2 protein-coding genes are annotated in these 18541 nt (G+C 75.0%); both read left to right on the top strand.

Translation table 11 applies throughout. From position 1 onward, the window contains the following. Positions 1-413 precede the first annotated feature (413 nt). The gene (locus CV755_RS06220; RefSeq protein ID WP_161968603.1) at positions 414-14273 is read left to right on the top strand and encodes a non-ribosomal peptide synthetase; all 13860 of its coding nucleotides are present in this window, start codon (positions 414-416) and stop codon (positions 14271-14273) included. Further along, positions 14266-18501 (top strand): type I polyketide synthase, encoded by a 4236-nt coding sequence (locus CV755_RS06215; RefSeq protein WP_109279148.1) that lies wholly within the window; start codon positions 14266-14268, stop codon positions 18499-18501. The genes CV755_RS06220 and CV755_RS06215 overlap by 8 nt, the downstream gene beginning before the upstream one ends. Positions 18502-18541 lie beyond the last annotated feature (40 nt).

The following is an 18541-nucleotide window of genomic DNA, read 5'->3' as shown; positions in this document are numbered from 1 at the left end:
GCTGTCTGACGGCGGATCACGGGGACGGGGCCGCGGGCCCGAGGGCGCGGGCGAAGACGGCCCGACCGGCCAAAACCCCTGCTTGTGCGGCATCCCGGTTTCAGTGAAGCCGGAACCGGGCCGCCTTTCAAGGAGGGTCCTGCGTGCTTCCGGCGTGCCTTGTCCGGCCCCGTGCGGAGGCCGCGAATCGTCCTATTCTGTGGACCGCGGCGGTCCCGCGGCGACCTGTGCCGCCATCGGCAGGGACCACTTGTTCAACGTGAAAATACAAAGGAGTTGATTCTCCGACAAGGCAACGTATGGAAATCCGGGGCGCACTTGAAATCGCCGCCCCTTCGTCCATACCTGATCGTGCCTTTTCGTGTTTCCACGCCCGGCAGCAAAATCCGTACTTTCTCATGAGGGTTGGTGCCATGTCTGTTCACGAGGCCGCCGGCCGCCCGCTGTCGGGCGCGCAAGAGGGCGTCTGGTTCGCCCAGCGGCTCGACCCCGCGAACGCCGCCTACAACACCGGTGAGTATGTGGAGATCCACGGCCCGGTGGACCCCGGAATCTTCGAGACCGCGCTGCGCCGCACGGTCGCCGAGGCGCAGACCTTCGCCCTGCGCCCGGCCGACTCCGGCGACGGCCCCCGCGCCACCCTCCGCGCCGACGGCCAATGGCCGCTGCACTCGCGGGACTTCGCCGACGAGCCGGACCCGCCGGCCATGGCGCGGCGGTGGATGGACGCCGATATGGCCGAGGCGGTGGACCTCACCGAGGGCCCGCTGTTCACCCAGGCCCTGTTCCGGCTGGCCCCGGATCACTGGGTCTGGTACCAGCGGGCGCACCACATCCTTCTGGACGGCTATGGCTACACCCTGGTCGCCCAGCGGCTGGCCGCCGTCTACAGCGCCCTGGCCACCGGTGCGGAGCCCGGCGAGAGCCCGTTCGCCCCGCTGGACCGGCTGCTGGCGGAGGAGGCCCGCTACCGCGCCTCCGAACGCCGCGAGCGCGACCGGGAGTTCTGGACCGGGCGCTGCGCCGGGGCCCCGGCCGCCGTCTCGCTGACCGAGGGCACCGCCGCCCCGTCCGCCGGGACGCTGCGCCGCTCCACCGCGCTGTCCGCCGCCACCGCCGACCGGCTGGCGGAGGCCGCCGCCCGGATGGGCGGCAGCCGCCCCGATCTGCTGGTGGCGGCCGTCGCCGCCTATCTGTACCGGGTCACCGGCGCCGAGGAGGTGACCCTGGGCCTGCCCTGTATGAACCGGCTGGGCTCGGTCGCCCTGCGCACCCCCGGCATGGTCTCCAATGTCCTGCCGCTGCGGCTGGCCGTCCGCCCGGACACCACCCTCGCCGGCCTGGTCGGCCAGGTGGCCGCCGAGGTGCGCGAGGTCCGTGAGCACCAGCGCTACCGGGGCGAGGACCTGCGCCGGGACCTGAAGCTGCTGGGCGGCGACCGGCGGCTGCACGGGCCGGTGGTCAACCTGGTGCCGTTCGTCAATGACCCGGAGTACGCCGGGCACCGCACCACCTACCACCATCTGTCCGGCGGCCCGGTGGAGGATCTGTCGGTCACCGTGCGTCCGGGCCCCGGCGGCAGCGGGCTGGACATCGCCCTGGCCGCCAACCCGGCGCTCTACACCGAGGAGCAACTCGCCGACCATGAACGGCGGTTGCTGCTGATACTGGAGCAGTTCGCCGAGGCGGGCCCCGGGCTGCCGGTGGCCGGGCTGTCGCTGCTGCTGCCCGGCGAGCACCCGGTGCACCCCGCCGCCGAACCGGCCCCGTCCGACGGCGGGGACACCCTGCCCGCCCGCTTCGAGGCCCAGGCCGCCCGCACCCCCCAGGCGCCGGCGGTCACCGAGGCCGGACGGCATCTGAGCTATGCCGAGCTCAACGCCCGCGCCAACCGGCTGGCCCGGCTGCTCGCGGCGCGCGGCGCCGGTCCGGGCCGGGTGGTGGCGCTGGCCCTGCCGCGCTCCATGGAACTGGTGACCGGCCTGCTGGCCGTGCTGAAGTCCGGCGCCGCCTATCTGCCGCTGGACCCCGCCTATCCGGCGGCCCGGATCCGCGCCGTGGCCGAGGACGCCGCGCCCGCCCTGCTGGTGACCGACGCGGCCACCGCGGCCGCCCTGCCGGAGACCGGCGCCGAGGCGCTGGTGCTGGGCGAGGCGGCCACCGAGGAGCTGCTCGCCGCCCAGGACGCCGCCGACCTCACCGACGCGGAGCGCACCGCCCCGCTCACCCCGGCCGATGCCGCGTACATCATCCACACCTCCGGCTCCACCGGCCGCCCCAAGGGTGTGGTGGTCCCGCACTCCAATGTGCTGCGCCTGTTCACCACCTCCGCCGGGCACTTCGGCTTCGGCCCCGGGGATGTGTGGACGCTCTTCCACTCCTATGCCTTCGACTTCTCCGTCTGGGAGGTGTGGGGCCCGCTGCTGTACGGCGGCCGGCTGGTGGTCGTCCCGCATACGGTCAGCCGCTCGCCCGGGGACTTCCTGAAGCTGCTGCGCGAGGAGCGGGTCACCGTCCTCAACCAGACGCCCTCCGCCTTCCTCCAGCTGGTCCAGGCCGACCAGGCGGGCCCGGCGGGCCAACTCGCCCTGCGCTATGTGGTGTTCGGCGGCGAGGCCCTGGAGCCCGCGCAGCTGCGGCCCTGGCTGGAGCGGTACGGGGACCGGGCGCCCGCGCTGGTCAATATGTACGGCATCACCGAGACCACCGTGCATGTCACCCACCACCGGGTCACCCGCGAGTCCATAGCGGACCCCGGGGCGCGCAGCGTCATCGGCACCCCGCTGCCCGATCTGCGGGTGTATGTCCTGGACCACTGCCTCCAGCCGGTGCCGCCCGGCCGGGTGGGCGAGATGTATGTGGCCGGACCCGGCCTGGCCCGGGGCTATCTGAACCGGGCCGCGCTGACCGCGGAGCGGTTTGTCGCCGACCCCTTCGGGGAGCCGGGCGGGCGGATGTACCGCACCGGCGACCTGGCGCGGCGCGCCGCCGACGGCACCCTGGAGTACGCGGGCCGCGCCGACCAGCAGGTGAAGATCCGCGGCTTCCGTATCGAGCCCGGCGAGATCGAGGCGGCGCTGGCCGCCCACCCCGAGGTGGCACAGGCCGCCGTGGTGGCCCGGGAGGCGGACGGCGGCCGGATCCTGGTGGCGTATGCCGTGCCGGAGGCCGGGTGTGCGCCCCAACCGGGCGCGCTGCGCGCCCACTTGGCGGGCACCCTGCCCGAGCACATGGTGCCCAGCACCTGTGTGCTGCTGGACGCCCTGCCGCTGACCGCCAACGGCAAGCTGGACGCCAGGGCGCTGCCCGCCCCGGACTTCGCCTCGGCCACCGGCGGCCGGGCCCCGGCCACCGAGGCGGAGGCGCTGGTGTGCCGGCTGTACGAGGAGGTGCTGCGGCTGCCCGGGGGCAGCGTGGGCGCCGGTGACAACTTCTTCGACCTGGGCGGGCATTCCCTGCTGGCCGCCCGGCTGCTGACCGCCCTGCGGGCGGCGACCGGCGCCGAGATCCCCATGGCGGTGGTCTTCGACACGCCCACCCCCGCCGGGATCGCCGCCCGGCTGCCCGCCGACGGGCACACCGCCCCGGCCCGGCCGCCGCTGGTCCCCGCGGACCGCCCGGAGACGGTGCCGCTCAGCCCCTCGCAGGCGGGTCTGTGGTTCCTCAACCGGATGGAGGGGCCCGGCGCCACCTACAACATCCCGCTGGCGCTGCGCTTCGACGGCCCGGTGGACGCCGCCGCACTCGCGGACGCGCTCGCCGATGTGGTGGCCCGGCACGAGGCGCTGCGCACCCTCTTTCCGCACCGGGACGGCGAGCCCTGCCAGCGGGTGCTGGCGGTGGACGACCCGGCGACCCGCCCCGTGCTGGAGGTGACCGAGGCCGCCGACGAGAGCCAACTGGCCGCGCTGCGCCGGGAGACCGTCCGGCACGCCTTCGACCTGGGCGCCGAACTGCCGCTGCGGGCCCGCCTGTTGCGCCTCCCCGACGGCGGCTCCGTCCTGGTCCTGGCGGTGCATCACATTGCCGCGGACGGCTGGTCGCTGGGCCCGCTGGGCCGCGATCTGGCCACCGCCTACGATGCCCGTGCCGCCGGGCGGGCACCCGACTGGACGCCGCTGCCCGTCCAGTACCCCGACTACACCCTCTGGCAGCGCGAGCTGCTCGGCGACGAGAACGACCCCGGCTCCACCGCCGCCCGCCAACTCGCCTACTGGCAGCGGGCCCTCGACGGCATCCCGGACGAGCTGCCGCTCCCCTACGACCGGCCGCGCCCCCAGCAGCCGGGCCACGCCGGTGACACCATCGGCTTCCATATCGACGCGGCGCTGCACGGGCGGCTGTCGGAGCTGGCGCGGGCGCATGGCGCCACCCTGTCCATGGTGCTCCAGGCGGCCTGGGCCGCCACCCTCACCCGCTGCGGGGCGGGCACGGACATCCCGCTGGGCACCCCCACCGCGGGCCGGGACGACCAGGCGCTCACCGATCTGGTGGGCTACTTCGTCAACACCCTGGTGCTGCGGGCCGACACCTCGGGCGACCCGGAGTTCACCGAACTGCTGGGCCGGGTCCGGGAGACCTATCTGGCAGCCCACGCCCACAGCCAGGTGCCCTTCGACCGGGTCGTGGAACACCTGAACCCGGCACGGGCGGTGGGGCGGCACCCGCTGTTCCAGGTGATGCTGGCGCTGCAGAACGCCGACGAGGCCGAACTGGAGCTGGCCGGGACCCGGGTGGTGCTGGACCCGGGCGGCATCGGCACCGCCCGCTTCGACCTGATGATCTCGCTCAGCGAGCAGTGGACGGCGGGCGGGGCACCCGACGGGCTGGCCGGTACCGCGGAGTTCAGCACCGAGCTGTTCGACCGCAGCACCGTGGAGCGGCTGGTGGCACGGCTGCTGCGGCTGCTGGCCGGGGCCGCCGAGGAGCCGGGACGGCCGCTGTCGCGGCTGCCGCTGCTCACCACGGCCGAGGAGGCCGAGTGGGAGGGCCGGGCCGCCGAGTGCGAGCGGCTGCTGCTGGCGGCCGACGGGGTGCGCGAGTGCCTGGTGACGGTGCGCCGTTCCACGGCCGGCGCCCTGGAGGCGGTGGCCCATGTGGTGCCCGGCGCCCCGGTGGACCCGGCCCGGCTGGCCGCCGCTGCCCGCCCGGCGCTGCCGCCCGCTGCCGCCCCGCTGCGTCCGGTCCTGGTGTCGGCGCTGCCGCGTACCGAGGACGGCGCGCTGGACACCGCCGCGCTGACCCGGATCCCGGTGCTGGACGAGGAGTCGGCCGCCGGCTGGGAGCGGGCGCTGGGCTCCGCCGCGGTGGTCGTCCGCGACACGGTGCCCCCGGCGGTGGCCCCGCTGCATCTGGGCGGGCTGCCGGACGGCGCCGCCGGGGCCGGGGGCGAGGCCCCGGACGGCGTGGAGGACACCGGGGCGCCGGACCTGGACGGTCTGGTCCCGGCGCTCAGCCGCGGCCCCGAGCTCATCCCACCGCCGTACCGCCACCTCGGGCAGGCGCTGCATGCCGCCGCCCGGGGCGAGGGCGGCATCGTCCACCTGCTCCAGGACGGTACCGAGACCCGGCAGACGTATGCGGAGCTGGTGGCGGAGGCGTCCCGGATCCTCGGCGGGCTGCGGGCCCACGGTGTCCGCCCCGGCGAGAAAATGATCTTCCAGTGCGATGACAACCGGGACTTCCTGCCCATGCTCTGGGCGTGTGTGGCCGGTGGGGTGACCGTGGTGCCGATGAGCGTGCCCGCCTCCTACCGGGACACCTCGCCGCTGCTGGACAAGGTGGCCGGCACCTGGCGCTCCCTGGGCCGCCCCCGGATCGCCGCCGGGGCGGGCCCGGCCGCCGGGCTGCGCGCCCTGGGCGGGACGGAAGGCTGGGACGGCCTGGACGTCCTGGACGTGGACCGGCTGCGCACGGCGGAGCCGGCCACCGACTGGCACCAGCCGGACCCGTCGGAACCGGCGCTGATGATGCTCACCTCCGGCAGCACCGGCGCCCCCAAGGCCGTCACCGTCACCCACCGCATGGTGCTCAGCCGCTCGGCCGCCACCGCCCAGCACAACGGGCTCACCGCCGACGAGGTCAGCTTCAACTGGATGCCGCTGGACCATGTCGGCGGCGTGGTGATGTTCCATCTGCGCGATGTGTTCCTGGGCTGCCGGCAGATCCACGCCCGTCCCGGCTGGGTCACCGAGGAGCCGCTGCGCTGGCTGGACGTCCTGGACCGGCACCGGGCCACCGTCACCTGGGCGCCCAACTTCGCCTTCGGGCTGGTCAGTCAGCGGGTGGCGGCCGAGCCCGGCCGCCGCTGGGACCTGTCCTCGCTGAAGCTGGTGATGAACGCCGGTGAGGCCGTGGTGCCGAGGGTGGTGCGCCAGTGGCTGCTCCAGCTGGAGCCCTTCGGCGTGGTGCCCTCGATGATGCACCCGGTGTGGGGCATGTCCGAGACCTCCTCCGGCACCACCGACGCCGACTGGTCGGTCTCCGGGGCCTCGGGTGACGACGCCTATGTCAGCTGCGGCAAGCCCTATCCGGGCTTCGCGATGCGGGTGACCGACGGCAGGGACCGGGTGCTCCCCGAGGGCCGGGTGGGCCACTTCCAGGTCCGCGGCCCCTCGGTGACACCGGGCTATCACGACAACCCGGAGAAGAACGCCGAGTCCTTCACCGAGGACGGCTGGTTCCGCACCGGCGACCTGGCCTTCCTGCGCGACGGGGAGCTGTATCTGACCGGCCGCGCCAAGGACGTCATCATCGTCAATGGCGTCAACCACCCCAGCCATGAGATAGAGGCCGTGGTGGAGGAGGTCGAGGGCGTGGTGCGGTCCTGCACCGCGGCCGTGGCGGTGCGCACCTCGGCCTCGGCCGGCACCGACGGGATCGCGCTGATCTTCTGCCCGGCCGAGGGCGCCGAGGAGCGGGCGCTGCTGACCGAGATCACCGCCCGGGTGACCCGGGAGTTCGGCACCGCCCCCGCCTATCTGGTGCCGGTCACCCCCGCCGACATTCCCAAGACCGAGATCGGCAAGGTGCAACGGACGCTGCTGCGCAAGCAGTTGGAGGAGGGCCGGTTCAACGACGCCGTCCGCCGGGCCGACTTGCTGCTGGGCAATGAGCGCACCATTCCCGACTGGTTCCACCGCCCCGTCTGGCGGCGCGAGGACGCCGTGCACCCGCCGGTGCCGCACCCCGGGCACACCGTGATCCTGCCGGACGCCGGGGGCGCGGTGGCCAAGGAGCTCCAGGCACTGCTCACCGCCGACGGCTGCCGGGTCACCGTGGCCCCCGGGGTGACCGGCCTGGACGCCGACCGGGTCATCGACCTGGGCCTGCTGGACGTCCCCGGGGACGAGGGGCGGCCGCGCCCGGAGGAAGCCACCGAGGCCACCGCCCGGCTGGCCGCCCTGCTGGCCTCGCTCGCCCCGCAGGGCGGCGAGGAGCGCCGGATCACCGTGGAGGTGGCCGCCCGGCACAGCCGCGCGGTGCGCCCCGGCGAGCCGGTGCGGCCCGAGCGCGCGGCGGCCGTCGCCCTGCTCAAGAGCGCGGCGCAGGAACTGCCCTGGCTCCAGGGCCGCTGGACCGACCTGGGCCCCGAGGAGGCGGACACGGCCTCGGCCGCCCGGCGGATCCACGCCGAGACCGCCACCGTGGCCGCCGACGCCGAGGTGGCGCTGCGGGCCGACGGACGCTGGACCGCCCGGCTGGTGGCGCTGCCCGCGCCGGACGAACAGGCCATGGCCCGGCCGGTGTTCGAGGAGGGCGCCCACTATCTGCTGACCGGCGGCCTGGGCGGCATCGGCACCGAGCTGGCCCGGCATCTGCTGGGCGACCATGGCACCCGGCTGACCCTGATCGGCCGTACCCCGCTGACCGACCACCCCGAACGGGCCGCCGTACTGCGGGAGTTGCAGGGTCTGGGCGAGGTGAGCTACCGGGTCGCGGACATCACCGACCCCCAGGCCGTGGCCTCGATGCTGGACGACTGCCGCGCCGGGTTCGGTGAACCGGCCGGTGTGCTGCACCTGGCCGGGCACTTCGCCGAACAGCCGCTCACCGGCACCACCGAGGAGCAGTGGGCCGAGGTGCTGGGCGCCAAGGTGGTGGGCGCGGCGGTGCTCACCGAGGCGCTGCGCGACCGTCCCGGCACCCTGTTTGTCTCCTTCTCCTCCGTCAATGGCTACTTCGGCGGCGCCATGGCCGGTGCCTACTCGGCCGCCAACGCCTATCTGGACGCGCTCGCCGAGCACCAGCGGGCCCTGGGCCTGCGGGCGCACAGCGTGGCCTGGAGCATGTGGGAGGAGACCGGCATCTCCCGGGGCTACGCCCTGAAGGCGCTGACCCGGGCCCGTGGTTTCCGGCTGCTGGGCCGCCGCCAGGGGGTGCGTTCGCTGGCGGTGGCACTGCGGCACGGGCTGCCGCACATCCTGGTGGGCCTGGACCCCACGGCGCCCTGGGTGCGCAGCCATCTGGCCGCCCCGGCAGTGCCCTTGCGGGAGCTGGCCGGTTTCACCACCGCCGGTACGGACCCGGCGCACACTCCCACCGACCGCTTCGGCACTCCGGTGCCCTGCACGGTGCGGACGGTGGACGCGCTGCCGCTGACCGCCGACGGCCGGATCGACCGGGAGCTGCTGGCCGGGCGGACGGCGGCCGGCGGGGACGGCGATGAGCCGCTGCCGGGAACCGAGGAGGAGATCGCGGCGGTCTGGCGGGAGGTGCTGGGCGCCGAACGGATCAGCCGCACCGATGACTTCTTCGCCCTGGGCGGCCACTCACTGCTGGCCACCCGGCTGGTGGGCCGGCTGCGTACCGTCCTGGGCCTGGAGCTGACCGTCGCCGACCTGTTCGCCGCCCCGACGGTGGCCGGGCTGGCCGCCCTGGCCCCGGCGCCGGGCACCCAGGACGGGCCGCAGCGCCCGCCGCTGGTGCCCGCCGTCCGGCCGGAGACGGTACCGCTGTCGCTGGCCCAGTCCCGGCTGTGGTTCCTCAACCGCCTCGAGGGGCCCGGCGCCACCTACAACATCCCCCTGGTGCTGCGCTTCGACGGCCCGGTGGACAGCGAGGCGCTGCGGGAGGCGCTGGCCGATGTGGCCGGACGCCATGAGGCGCTGCGCACCCTCTTCCCGGACCGGGACGGCCGGCCGCGCCAGGAGGTGGTGACGGGCGAACAGGCCCGCCCGGACCTGCTGGTGTCGGAGATACCGGCACGCTGGCTGGACGACCAGATCCGCTCGGCGGCCCGGCTGGGCTTCGACCTGGGCACCGAACTCCCGCTGCGCGCCCATCTGTTGAAGGTCTCCGGCGGTGGCTCGGTGCTGGTGCTGGTGGTCCATCACATCGCCGCGGACGGCTGGTCGCTGGGCCCGCTGGGCCGCGATCTGGCCACCGCCTACGAAGCCCGTGCCACCGGGCGGGCGCCCGACTGGGCGCCGCTGCCCGTCCAGTACCCCGATTACACCCTCTGGCAGCGCGAGCTGCTCGGCGACGAGAACGACCCCGGCTCCACCGCCGCCCGCCAACTCGCCTACTGGCAGCGGACCCTGGACGGCATCCCGGACGAGCTGCCGCTCCCCTACGACCGGCCGCGCCCCCAGCAGCCCAGCCATCAGGGCAAGTTGCTGCACCGGCGGCTGGACGCCGCGGTGCACGGCGCGTTCACCGAGCTGGCCCAGCGGCACCGGGCGACGCTGTTCATGGTGCTCCAGGCCGCCTGGGCCACCGCCCTGACCCGGGCGGGCGCCGGTACCGACCTCCCGCTGGGCACGCCCTGGGCGGGCCGGGAGGAGGAGGCGCTGGCCCCGCTGGTGGGCTTCTTCGTCAACACCCTGGTGCTGCGCACCGACACCTCCGGCGACCCGGCCTTCGCCGAGCTGCTGGACCGGGTGCGGGAGGCGGACATCGCCGCCCAGGCCCACCAGGACCTGCCCTTCGACCGGATCGTCGAACACCTCAACCCGCCCCGCCATCTGGCCCGGCACCCGCTGTTCCAGGTGTCCATGGCCCTCCAGGACGCGGCCGGCGAACGGATCCGGCTGGCCGGGCAGGAGGTGCTGCCCGAGCGCATCCATCTGGATGTGGCCAAGTTCGACCTGATCGTCAACTTCTCCGAGCGGCATACCGCCGAGGGCGCGCCGGACGGGCTGGAGGTGGCCCTGGAGTACAGCACCGACCTGTTCGACGCCGCCACCGCCGAGGGCCTCATCGACCTGCTGTGCCGGGTCGCCGAGGACGCGGCCGCCCGACCCGGCGCCCGGCTGTCCGCGCTCGGTGGCGCCACCGGCGGGCGCAATGCCCTGGCCCGGGCCGAGGCGGCGGTAAGGGCCCTGCCGGGCGTCCATGACTGCGCCGCCCTGGAGCGGGACGGCGTACCGGTCGTCTACACCGTGCCCGAGGGGCCGTTGACGGCCGAGCGGGTGCTCGAGGCCGCCCGGACGGCCGCGCCGCGGGCCCAGGCCGTACTGGTCTCCACCCTGCCCCGTACCGCCCAAGGCGCCCTGGACCAGGACGCGTTGACGGCACTGCCGGTCCTGGACGAGGCGACGGCCGCCGCCTGGCGGGAGCGGCTGGCCGCCGACCCCCGGGTCGGCGAGGCCGTGGTACGGATCGAGGAGGCGCCCGCGCCCGCCCCGCGCCGCACCCATCTGTCCGATGTGCCCGGTGCGCTGCCCACCGACGCCCTGCCGGGTTCCGGTGCCGGCCGGGCGCCGGAGACGGACGGGGAGCGGACGCCGGACGGCCCGCCCTCCCTGGTGCACGGCCCCGAGCTGGTCCCGCTGGACGTCCCCGACCTGGTGGCGGCGCTGCGCCGGGCCGCGGCGGGGCCGGGCGACCTGGTGCATCTGCGGGCCGATGGCTCGGAGGACCGCCAGAGCTATGCCCGGCTGGCCGAGGACGCCTCCCGGGCCCTGCACGGGCTGCGCGCCCTGGGCCTGCGCCCGGGTGACGCGGTGCTGCTCCAGCTCGCCTCCACCCGGGACTTTGTCACCGGCTTCTGGGCGTGCGCGCTGGGCGGACTGGTCGCGGTGCCGCTGGCCGTACCGGCCGGCGGATACCAGCGGGGCGGCGCGCAGACCGCCAAGCTGGCCGACGCCTGGGAGATGCTGGGCCGCCCGCCGGTGCTCGGCTCGGCCGGCACCGACCGGGGTGTGGCGGAACTGCTGGACGGGGCCCGGGTGGCCGCGCTGGAGACGCTGCTTCAGGGCCCGGAGGACCGGGACTGGCATCCGGCGGACCCGGATGAGCTGGTGCTGCTGATGCTCACCTCGGGCAGCACCGGCCGCCCCAAGGCGGTCGAGCTGCGGCACCGCAACATCCTGGCCAGGACCGCGGGCGTCATCGCGCTCAACCAACTGACCGCCGGCGACCCGTCGTTCAACTGGATGCCGCTGGACCATGTGGGCGGAGTCGTCCATGTCCATATCCGGGACCTGATCACCGGGGCCCGCCAGGTGCACGCCCCGACCTCCTGGGTACTGGAGGACCCGCTGCGCTGGCTGGACGCCATCGACCGCTACCGGGCGGCCACCACCTGGGCGCCCAACTTCGCCTACGGTCTGGTGGTCGAGCACCTGGCGACCGCGGACCGGGCCCGCACCTGGGATCTGTCCACGCTGCGGATGTCCCTCAACGCCGGTGAGGCCGTGGTGCCCCGGGTGGTGCGCCGCTTCCTGACCGCGCTGGCCCCCTACGGTCTCCCGCATGACGCGGTGCAGCCGGTGTGGGGCGCGGCCGAGACCTGCTCCGGGCAGACCCATGCGGTGCTGACCCTGGACAACACCCGGGACGAGGACACCCTGGTGGACCTCGGCCACCCCTACCCCGGCTGCTCGATCCGGATCACCGACGACAGCGGCGCGGTGGTGCCGGAGGGCGTCATCGGCCACTTCCAGCTGCGCGGCCCGGCCGTGACCGACGGCTATCACCGGGCGCCGGAGCACAACGCGGAGGCGTTCACCGCCGACGGCTGGTACGACAGCGGCGACCTGGGCTTCCTCCGCGGCGGCCGGCTCACCCTGACCGGGCGGGCCAAGGACACCATCATTGTCAACGGGGCCAATCTGCACCCGCATGACATCGAGGCGGTGGCCGAGGAACACCCCGCCGTGGAGCGGTCGTTCACCGCCGCGGTGGCGGTGCGCACCCCGGCCGACACCACCGACCGGCTGGCGGTCTTCCTCACCCTGCGGCCGGGCGTGGACCGGGCGGCGGCGCTGGCGGAGATCGCCGGGAAGGTGACCGGGCAGACGGGCGTACGGCCCGGCTATCTGGTGCCGCTGGCCGCCTCGGAGATCCCCAAGACCGAGATCGGCAAGATCCAGCGGGCCGCGCTGCGGGCCCGGTTCGCGGCCGGAGAGTATGCGGCGGTGATCCGGGAGGCGGATCTGCTGCTGGGCAATGAGCGGACGGTGCCGCACTGGTTCACCCGCCCCGTCTGGCAGCGGGCCGAGGCCCCGCAGCCGGACCCCGGCCGGTATGCGGAGGGGCACACCCTGGTGCTCGCCGACCCGGGCGGCACGGTGGCGGCCCGCTTCGCGGAGCTGGTGGCCGGAGCGGGCGGCCGGTGCACGGTGCTGGACGACCCGGCGCTGTTCGGCGCGGCGGCCCCGGTACGGCGGGTGGTGGACCTCACCCGGCTGGGCACCGCCCCCGGCGACCCCTTCGACCCGGCGTCAACGGTCGGCGAGGTCAAGGCGGTTGCCCGGCTGGTGTCGGTGCTCGCGGCCCGCGCCGAACCGGTGGCACTGGAGATCGCCGCGCCCGGCGGCGCCATGCCCGCCCATGCGGCGGCGGCCGCCATGCTGCGCAGCGCGGCCCAGGAACTGCCCTGGCTCTCGGTCCGCTGGACCGAGGTGGAGCCCGGCGGCGATACGGCCGGGGCGCTGTTCGGGGAGGTGGCCGGGGAGCCGGTGGAGACGGATGTGGCGCTGCGGGCCGACGGCCGGCATGTGCTGCGCCTGGCGGAGACCGAGGCGGCCCCGGCCGGCTCGCCGCCGGTGCTCACCCGGGGCGGCCACCATCTGATCACCGGCGGCCTCGGCGGGGTCGGCACCGAGCTGGCCCGGCATCTGCTGACCCGCTATGGCGCCCGGCTGACCCTGCTGGGCCGCACACCGGCGGACGATCCGCAACGGGCGTCCGTACTGGCCGAGTTGGCGGCGCGCGGCGAGGTGCGCTACCTCCTCGTCGATGTCACCGACCCGGCGGCGGTACGGGCCGCACTGGACACGGCGGGCCCGGTGGACGGCGTCTGGCATCTCGCCGGGCAGGTCTCGGATCTGCCGGTGGCCGGAACCCCGGTGGAGCGGTGGGAGCCGGAGCTGGCCGCCAAGGTGACCGGCGCCGCCGTGCTCACCGAGGCGCTGCGCGACCGGCCCGGCACCTTGTTTGTCTCCTTCTCCTCCGTCAACGGCCTCTTCGGCGGGGCGCGGGCCGGCGCCTACGCGGCGGCCAACGCCCATCTGGACGCGCTCGCCGTTCATCAACGCGCCCTGGGGCTGCGGGCGTTCAGCCTGGCCTGGAGCATGTGGGACGAGCGGGGCATGAGCCGTGACTTCGCCATGAAGGCCCTCACCGAGGCCCGGGGCTACCGGGCACTCGGCCGGCATGAGGCCCTCAACTCCCTTGCGGTGGCGCTGGGACAGGCGGCGCTGGGACAAGACGTGGCGCGGGTGCTCATCGGGCTGGACCCGGCGGCCCCGTTCATCCGGGCCCGGCTGTCCGCACCGGCCCGGCCGCTGCTGCGGCTGACCGGCCATGTCACCCCGGGCCGGGAGGCGGCGCACCCGGCCGGGGAACGGCCGGACACCCTGCCCGACCGGTTCGGCACGCCCGTACCCTGCACCGTGCTGCCGGTGGGCGCGCTGCCCCGCGAGACCACCGGGGGACAGCCGGCGCAGGGGGCCGACACGGAGCTGGTGACCGCCCTGACCGCGCTGTGGGGCGAGGTCCTGGAGACCGATGGCCTGGGCCCGCACGATGACTTCTTCGCACGCGGCGGGCACTCCATCCTCCTGGTCGCCCTGCGCACCCTGATCGAGAACCGGCTGGGCCACCAGCCGGAGATCGCCGACCTGTTCACCTACCCGACCCCCGCCGCGCTGGCCGCCCATCTGACGGGCCGGCCGCCGGCCGGGGAACCCGCCCACCAGGACTCCGAGCGGCCCGGCGGCCCCGCCGCCCCCTCGGACGCCGACCAGCGCGCCCGGCAGCGGCGCGAGCACCTGGCCCGCCGCAGGGCCGCCTCCTCCCGGAAGGACACCTCTCACCATGGCTGAGCCCACCGCCCAGGCGAACCCCCGGCCGAGCGGCGACTCGGCGGACGAGTTCGGCAGCATAGCGATCGTCGGCATGGCCGGCCGCTGGCCCGACGCCCCCGATCTGGACACCTTCTGGCGCAATCTGGCCGCCGGGCACCACAGTTCCAAGCCCATACCCGAGGACCGCTACCGGGCGGCGGGCGGCGACGAGGCCGGGCTGAGCGACCCGGACCGGATCCGGCTGGCCTCCGTCATCGACGGCATCGAGCTGTTCGACGCGGACTTCTTCGGCTATCTTCCGGGCGAGGCCGAGCTGATCGACCCCCAGCAGCGCCTGTTCCTGGAGGTCTGCCACCACGCCCTGGAGCACGCCGGCTACGACCCGGCCCGGGGCGGCGGCCAGATCGGCGTCTATGGCGGCGTCAGCCAGAGCGAGTACTACCTCAGCCATGTGCACCCCCGGTACGGGGACCTGCCCGGCTCGCTGGAGGTGCTGGCCGCCAAGGCCGGCAACGTACCCGACGCGCTGACCATGCGGGTCTCCTACAAGCTCGGCCTGACCGGGCCGAGCGTCTGCGTCCAGACCACCTGCTCCACCTCGCTGGTGGCCGTCCATATGGCCTGCCAGGAGCTGCTGAACTTCCGCTGTGACACCGCCCTGGCGGGCGGCGCGGCCATCAACCCGGTCGCCGACCGCGGCTTCCGCTATGTGGAGCACGGCATCTTCTCCACCGACGGGCACACCCGCGCCTTCGACGCCAAGGCCCAGGGCACCATCCGGGGTGACGCGGTCGCCGCCGTGGTGCTGCGCCGCCTGGAGGACGCCCTCGCCGACGGCGACCGGATCTGGGGCGTCATCCGGGGCACCGCCATCAACAACGACGGCATGCGCAAACCGGCGTTCAGCGCGCCCAGCCCACAGGGCCAGACCGAGGTGATCAGGGAGGCGCATGCCGCCGCCGGGGTGCCGGTGGAGACCATCACCTATGTGGAGGCCCACGGCACCGCCACCCCCGTCGGTGACCCCATCGAGGTCGCCGCGCTGACCTCGGCCTTCCGGGAGGGCACCGACCGCACCGGGTTCTGCACCCTGGGCTCGGTGAAGTCCAATGTCGGCCACACCGACACCGCCGCCGGGGTCACCGGCCTGATCAAGGTGCTGCTGGCCATGCGGCACCGGCAGCTGCCCGGCACCGTGGGCTTCAGCACCCCCAACCCGGCCATCGACTTCCCCGCCACCCCCTTCCGGGTCAGCGGGGTGACCGAGCCCTGGGAGCCCGGCCCGGGGATCCCGCTGCGGGCCGGGGTCAGCTCCTTCGGCGTCGGCGGCACCAACGCCCATGTCGTGGTGGAGGAACCGCCCCGGCAGCCGGAGCCGGAGCCGGACGCCGCGGAATGGCAGCTGCTGCGGCTGTCCGCCCGTACCCCCGGCGACCTGGACGCCCTGTCGGAGAAGCTGGCCCGGCATCTGGCGGCCGAGCCGGGGCTGCCGCTGGCCGACGCCGCCCACACCCTGCGCACCGGACGCGTCCAACTCCCCTTCCGCCGCACGGTCGTTGCCCGGGACCTCGCGGAGGCCGCCGAGGCGCTGCGGGCCGGTGGCCGCATCACCGGACCGGTCGCGGACACCGGCCGCCCGGTGGCCTTCCTGCTGCCCGGCGGCGGGGCCCAGTACCCGGGCATGGGCGCCGGGCTCTACCGCGGCGAGCCGGTGTTCCGGGCCGCGATGGACCGCGCCTCGGCCGCCCTGCGCGGCCGCCTGGGCCATGACCTGACCGACCTGCTCTACGGCAACGGCCCCCGGCCCGGGGTGATCTGCGACTTCGCCTCGCTGGTGGCGGTGGAGCACGCCCTGGCCGAGCTGCTGGCCGGGCACGGGGTGCGCCCCGACGCCCTGCTGGGCCACTCGCTCGGCGAGTACACCGCCGCCGTGCTGGCCGGGGTGATGTCCCTGGAGGACGCCCTGTCGCTGGTCACCCTGCGCGAGGAGCTGATGCTCCGGGCCGGGGGCGCCACGCTGAGCGTCCACCTGGGCGAGGCGGCGCTGCGCCCCTACCTCGCCGAGAGCCGCACCGTGGGCCTGGCCACCGTCAACTCGCCCGGTTCCTGCACCGTCACCGGCAGCGAGGAGGGCATCGCCGAGCTGGAGCGGCGGCTGACCGGGGACGGTGTGGAGTGCTCGCGGGTCCGGCTGGCCGCCGCCCCGCACTCCCCGCTGCTGGACCCGGTGCTCCCGGAGTTCGCCGCAGCCGTCGCCAAGGTCACCCTCAACGCGCCGCGCATTCCCTATGTCTCCAACCTCACCGGCACCTGGATCACCGCCGAGCAGGCCACCGACCCGGACTACTGGGTGCGGCATATGCGGGGCACGGTCCGGTTCGCCGACGGCCTGGCCACCCTGGCCGCCTTCGACGGCGGCGACCCGGTCCTGCTGGAGTGCGGCCCCGGCCGCACCCTGGCCGGGTACGCCGCCGGCCGCGCCGGCACCCCCGCCGACGCGCTGACCTCGATGCGGCACGCCAAGTCCGAACTCCCCGACCAGCAGGTGCTGTTGGCGGCGGTCGGCGGGCTGTGGGCCCATGGCGTGAGGGACCGGGCGGCGGACGCCGGTCGGGGCCGCCGGGTGCCGCTGCCCGGCTACCCCTTCGCCCGTACCCGGCACTGGATCGACCGCGCCGCCCGCCCCACGGCCGCCGCGCCGTCCCGGACCGTGGCCGGCCGCGCCTTCCCGGTGGACCTCGCCGCCGAGGACGCCGCACTGCGCGCCGCCGAGGAGCGGCTGCGGGCGGAGCTGCCCGTCGATGAGGTGCCCGAGGAGGTGTGCGAGCTCCTGGACCGGCTGTGCGCCCTTCATGTGGCCGCCTATCTGCGCGCCCAGGGCGTGGACACCACCGTCGGCGCGGTCCACCAGCGGGACGAGCTGCACCGGACCTTGCGTACCGTGCCCGCCTACCGCAAGTTCGTGGAGGCCCTGCTGCACATCCTGGAAGTGGACGGCATCGTCGAGGCCGAGGGCGACCGGCTGCGCTTCACCGGGGACGCCGGTGATGACGAGGAGATCGCCAAGACCGAGCGGGCGATCCGGGAGAACCACCCTTCCTATGTGGAGGAGTTGGAGGTCATCGAGCACTGCCGCACCCGCTACGGCCAGGTGGTCAGCGGTGAACTGGCGGGCACCGAGGTCCTGCTGCCGGACGGGAAGACCGATATCACCCGGGCCGCCGGGGAGAAGTGGGTGGCGGCCAGCGACATCGGCGTCTACCGGACGCTGATCGCCGAGCAGGTCACCCGCCTCGCCCGCCGGGTCCAGGGCCGCCCGGTACGCATCCTGGAGGTCGGCGGCGGACAGGGCGGGGTGACCTGGCCGCTGGCCGCGGCCCTGGCCGAACTGCCGGAGGTGGAGTACCGCTTCACCGACCTGGGCCGGGCCTTCGTCCTGGGCGCCCAGCGCCGCGCCGAGGCCGAAGGCCTGGACCGGCTGATGACCTTCTCCACCCTGGACATCTCCCGGGACCCCGGCGAGCAGGGTGTGGAGACCGGCGCCTGGGATGTGGTGGTCGCCTACAACGTGCTGCACGCCACCCCGGACCTGCGCCCCACCCTGCGCCATGTCCATCGGCTGCTCGCCCCCGGCGGTGCGCTGTTCCTGCTGGAGGCGTCCCGGGAGCCCAGGTTCGCGGTGGCCACGGCCGGGCTGTTCGAGGGCTGGTGGTTCTTCGAGGACGGGCTGCGCGAGCACACCCCGCTGGTCGCCCCCGAGGTCTGGCGCGGCCTGCTCACCGAGACCGGGTTCGCCAATGTCACCTCCTATCCCAAGGTGCCGCAGGAGAAGTCCCTCACCGGTCATGCGCTGATCGTCGGCCAGCGCCCGGCGGACGCCCCCGCGCGGGAGCCGGAGGCCGCGCCGGCCGCCGCCCGGCCGAAGACCTTCAACCGGCGCCCCTCGCTGGCCCAGGAGTACCTGGAGCCGCGCACCGAACTGGAGCGCCAGGTGGCCGCGCGCTGGCAGGAGGTGCTGGGCGTGGAGCCGGTGGGCGTCGAGGACAACTTCTTCGACCTCGGCGGCGATTCACTGCTCGCCCTCCAGCTGGTCACCCGGCTGCGCGACGAGCTGAAGGCCGAGCTGTCGGTCAAGCGCCTGCTGGAGCGGCTGACCGTGGCCGCCGTGGCCCAGGACATCGAGGCCGGCGCCGACCGCCCGGCCGACGGTCCGGCCGTGATCCGGCGCAGCGCCCGGCGCGGCTGATCCCCCGCCCGGGGTGCGCCGCGGCGGCCCGGCCGCCGCG

Origin of the sequence: Streptomyces orinoci (assembly GCF_003121295.1) — a bacterium.
Classification (GTDB): Bacteria; Actinomycetota; Actinomycetes; order Streptomycetales; family Streptomycetaceae; genus Streptomyces; species Streptomyces orinoci.
The sequence above is the reverse complement of the archived record's forward strand: the minus strand, read 5'-3'. Positions and strand labels throughout refer to the sequence as shown.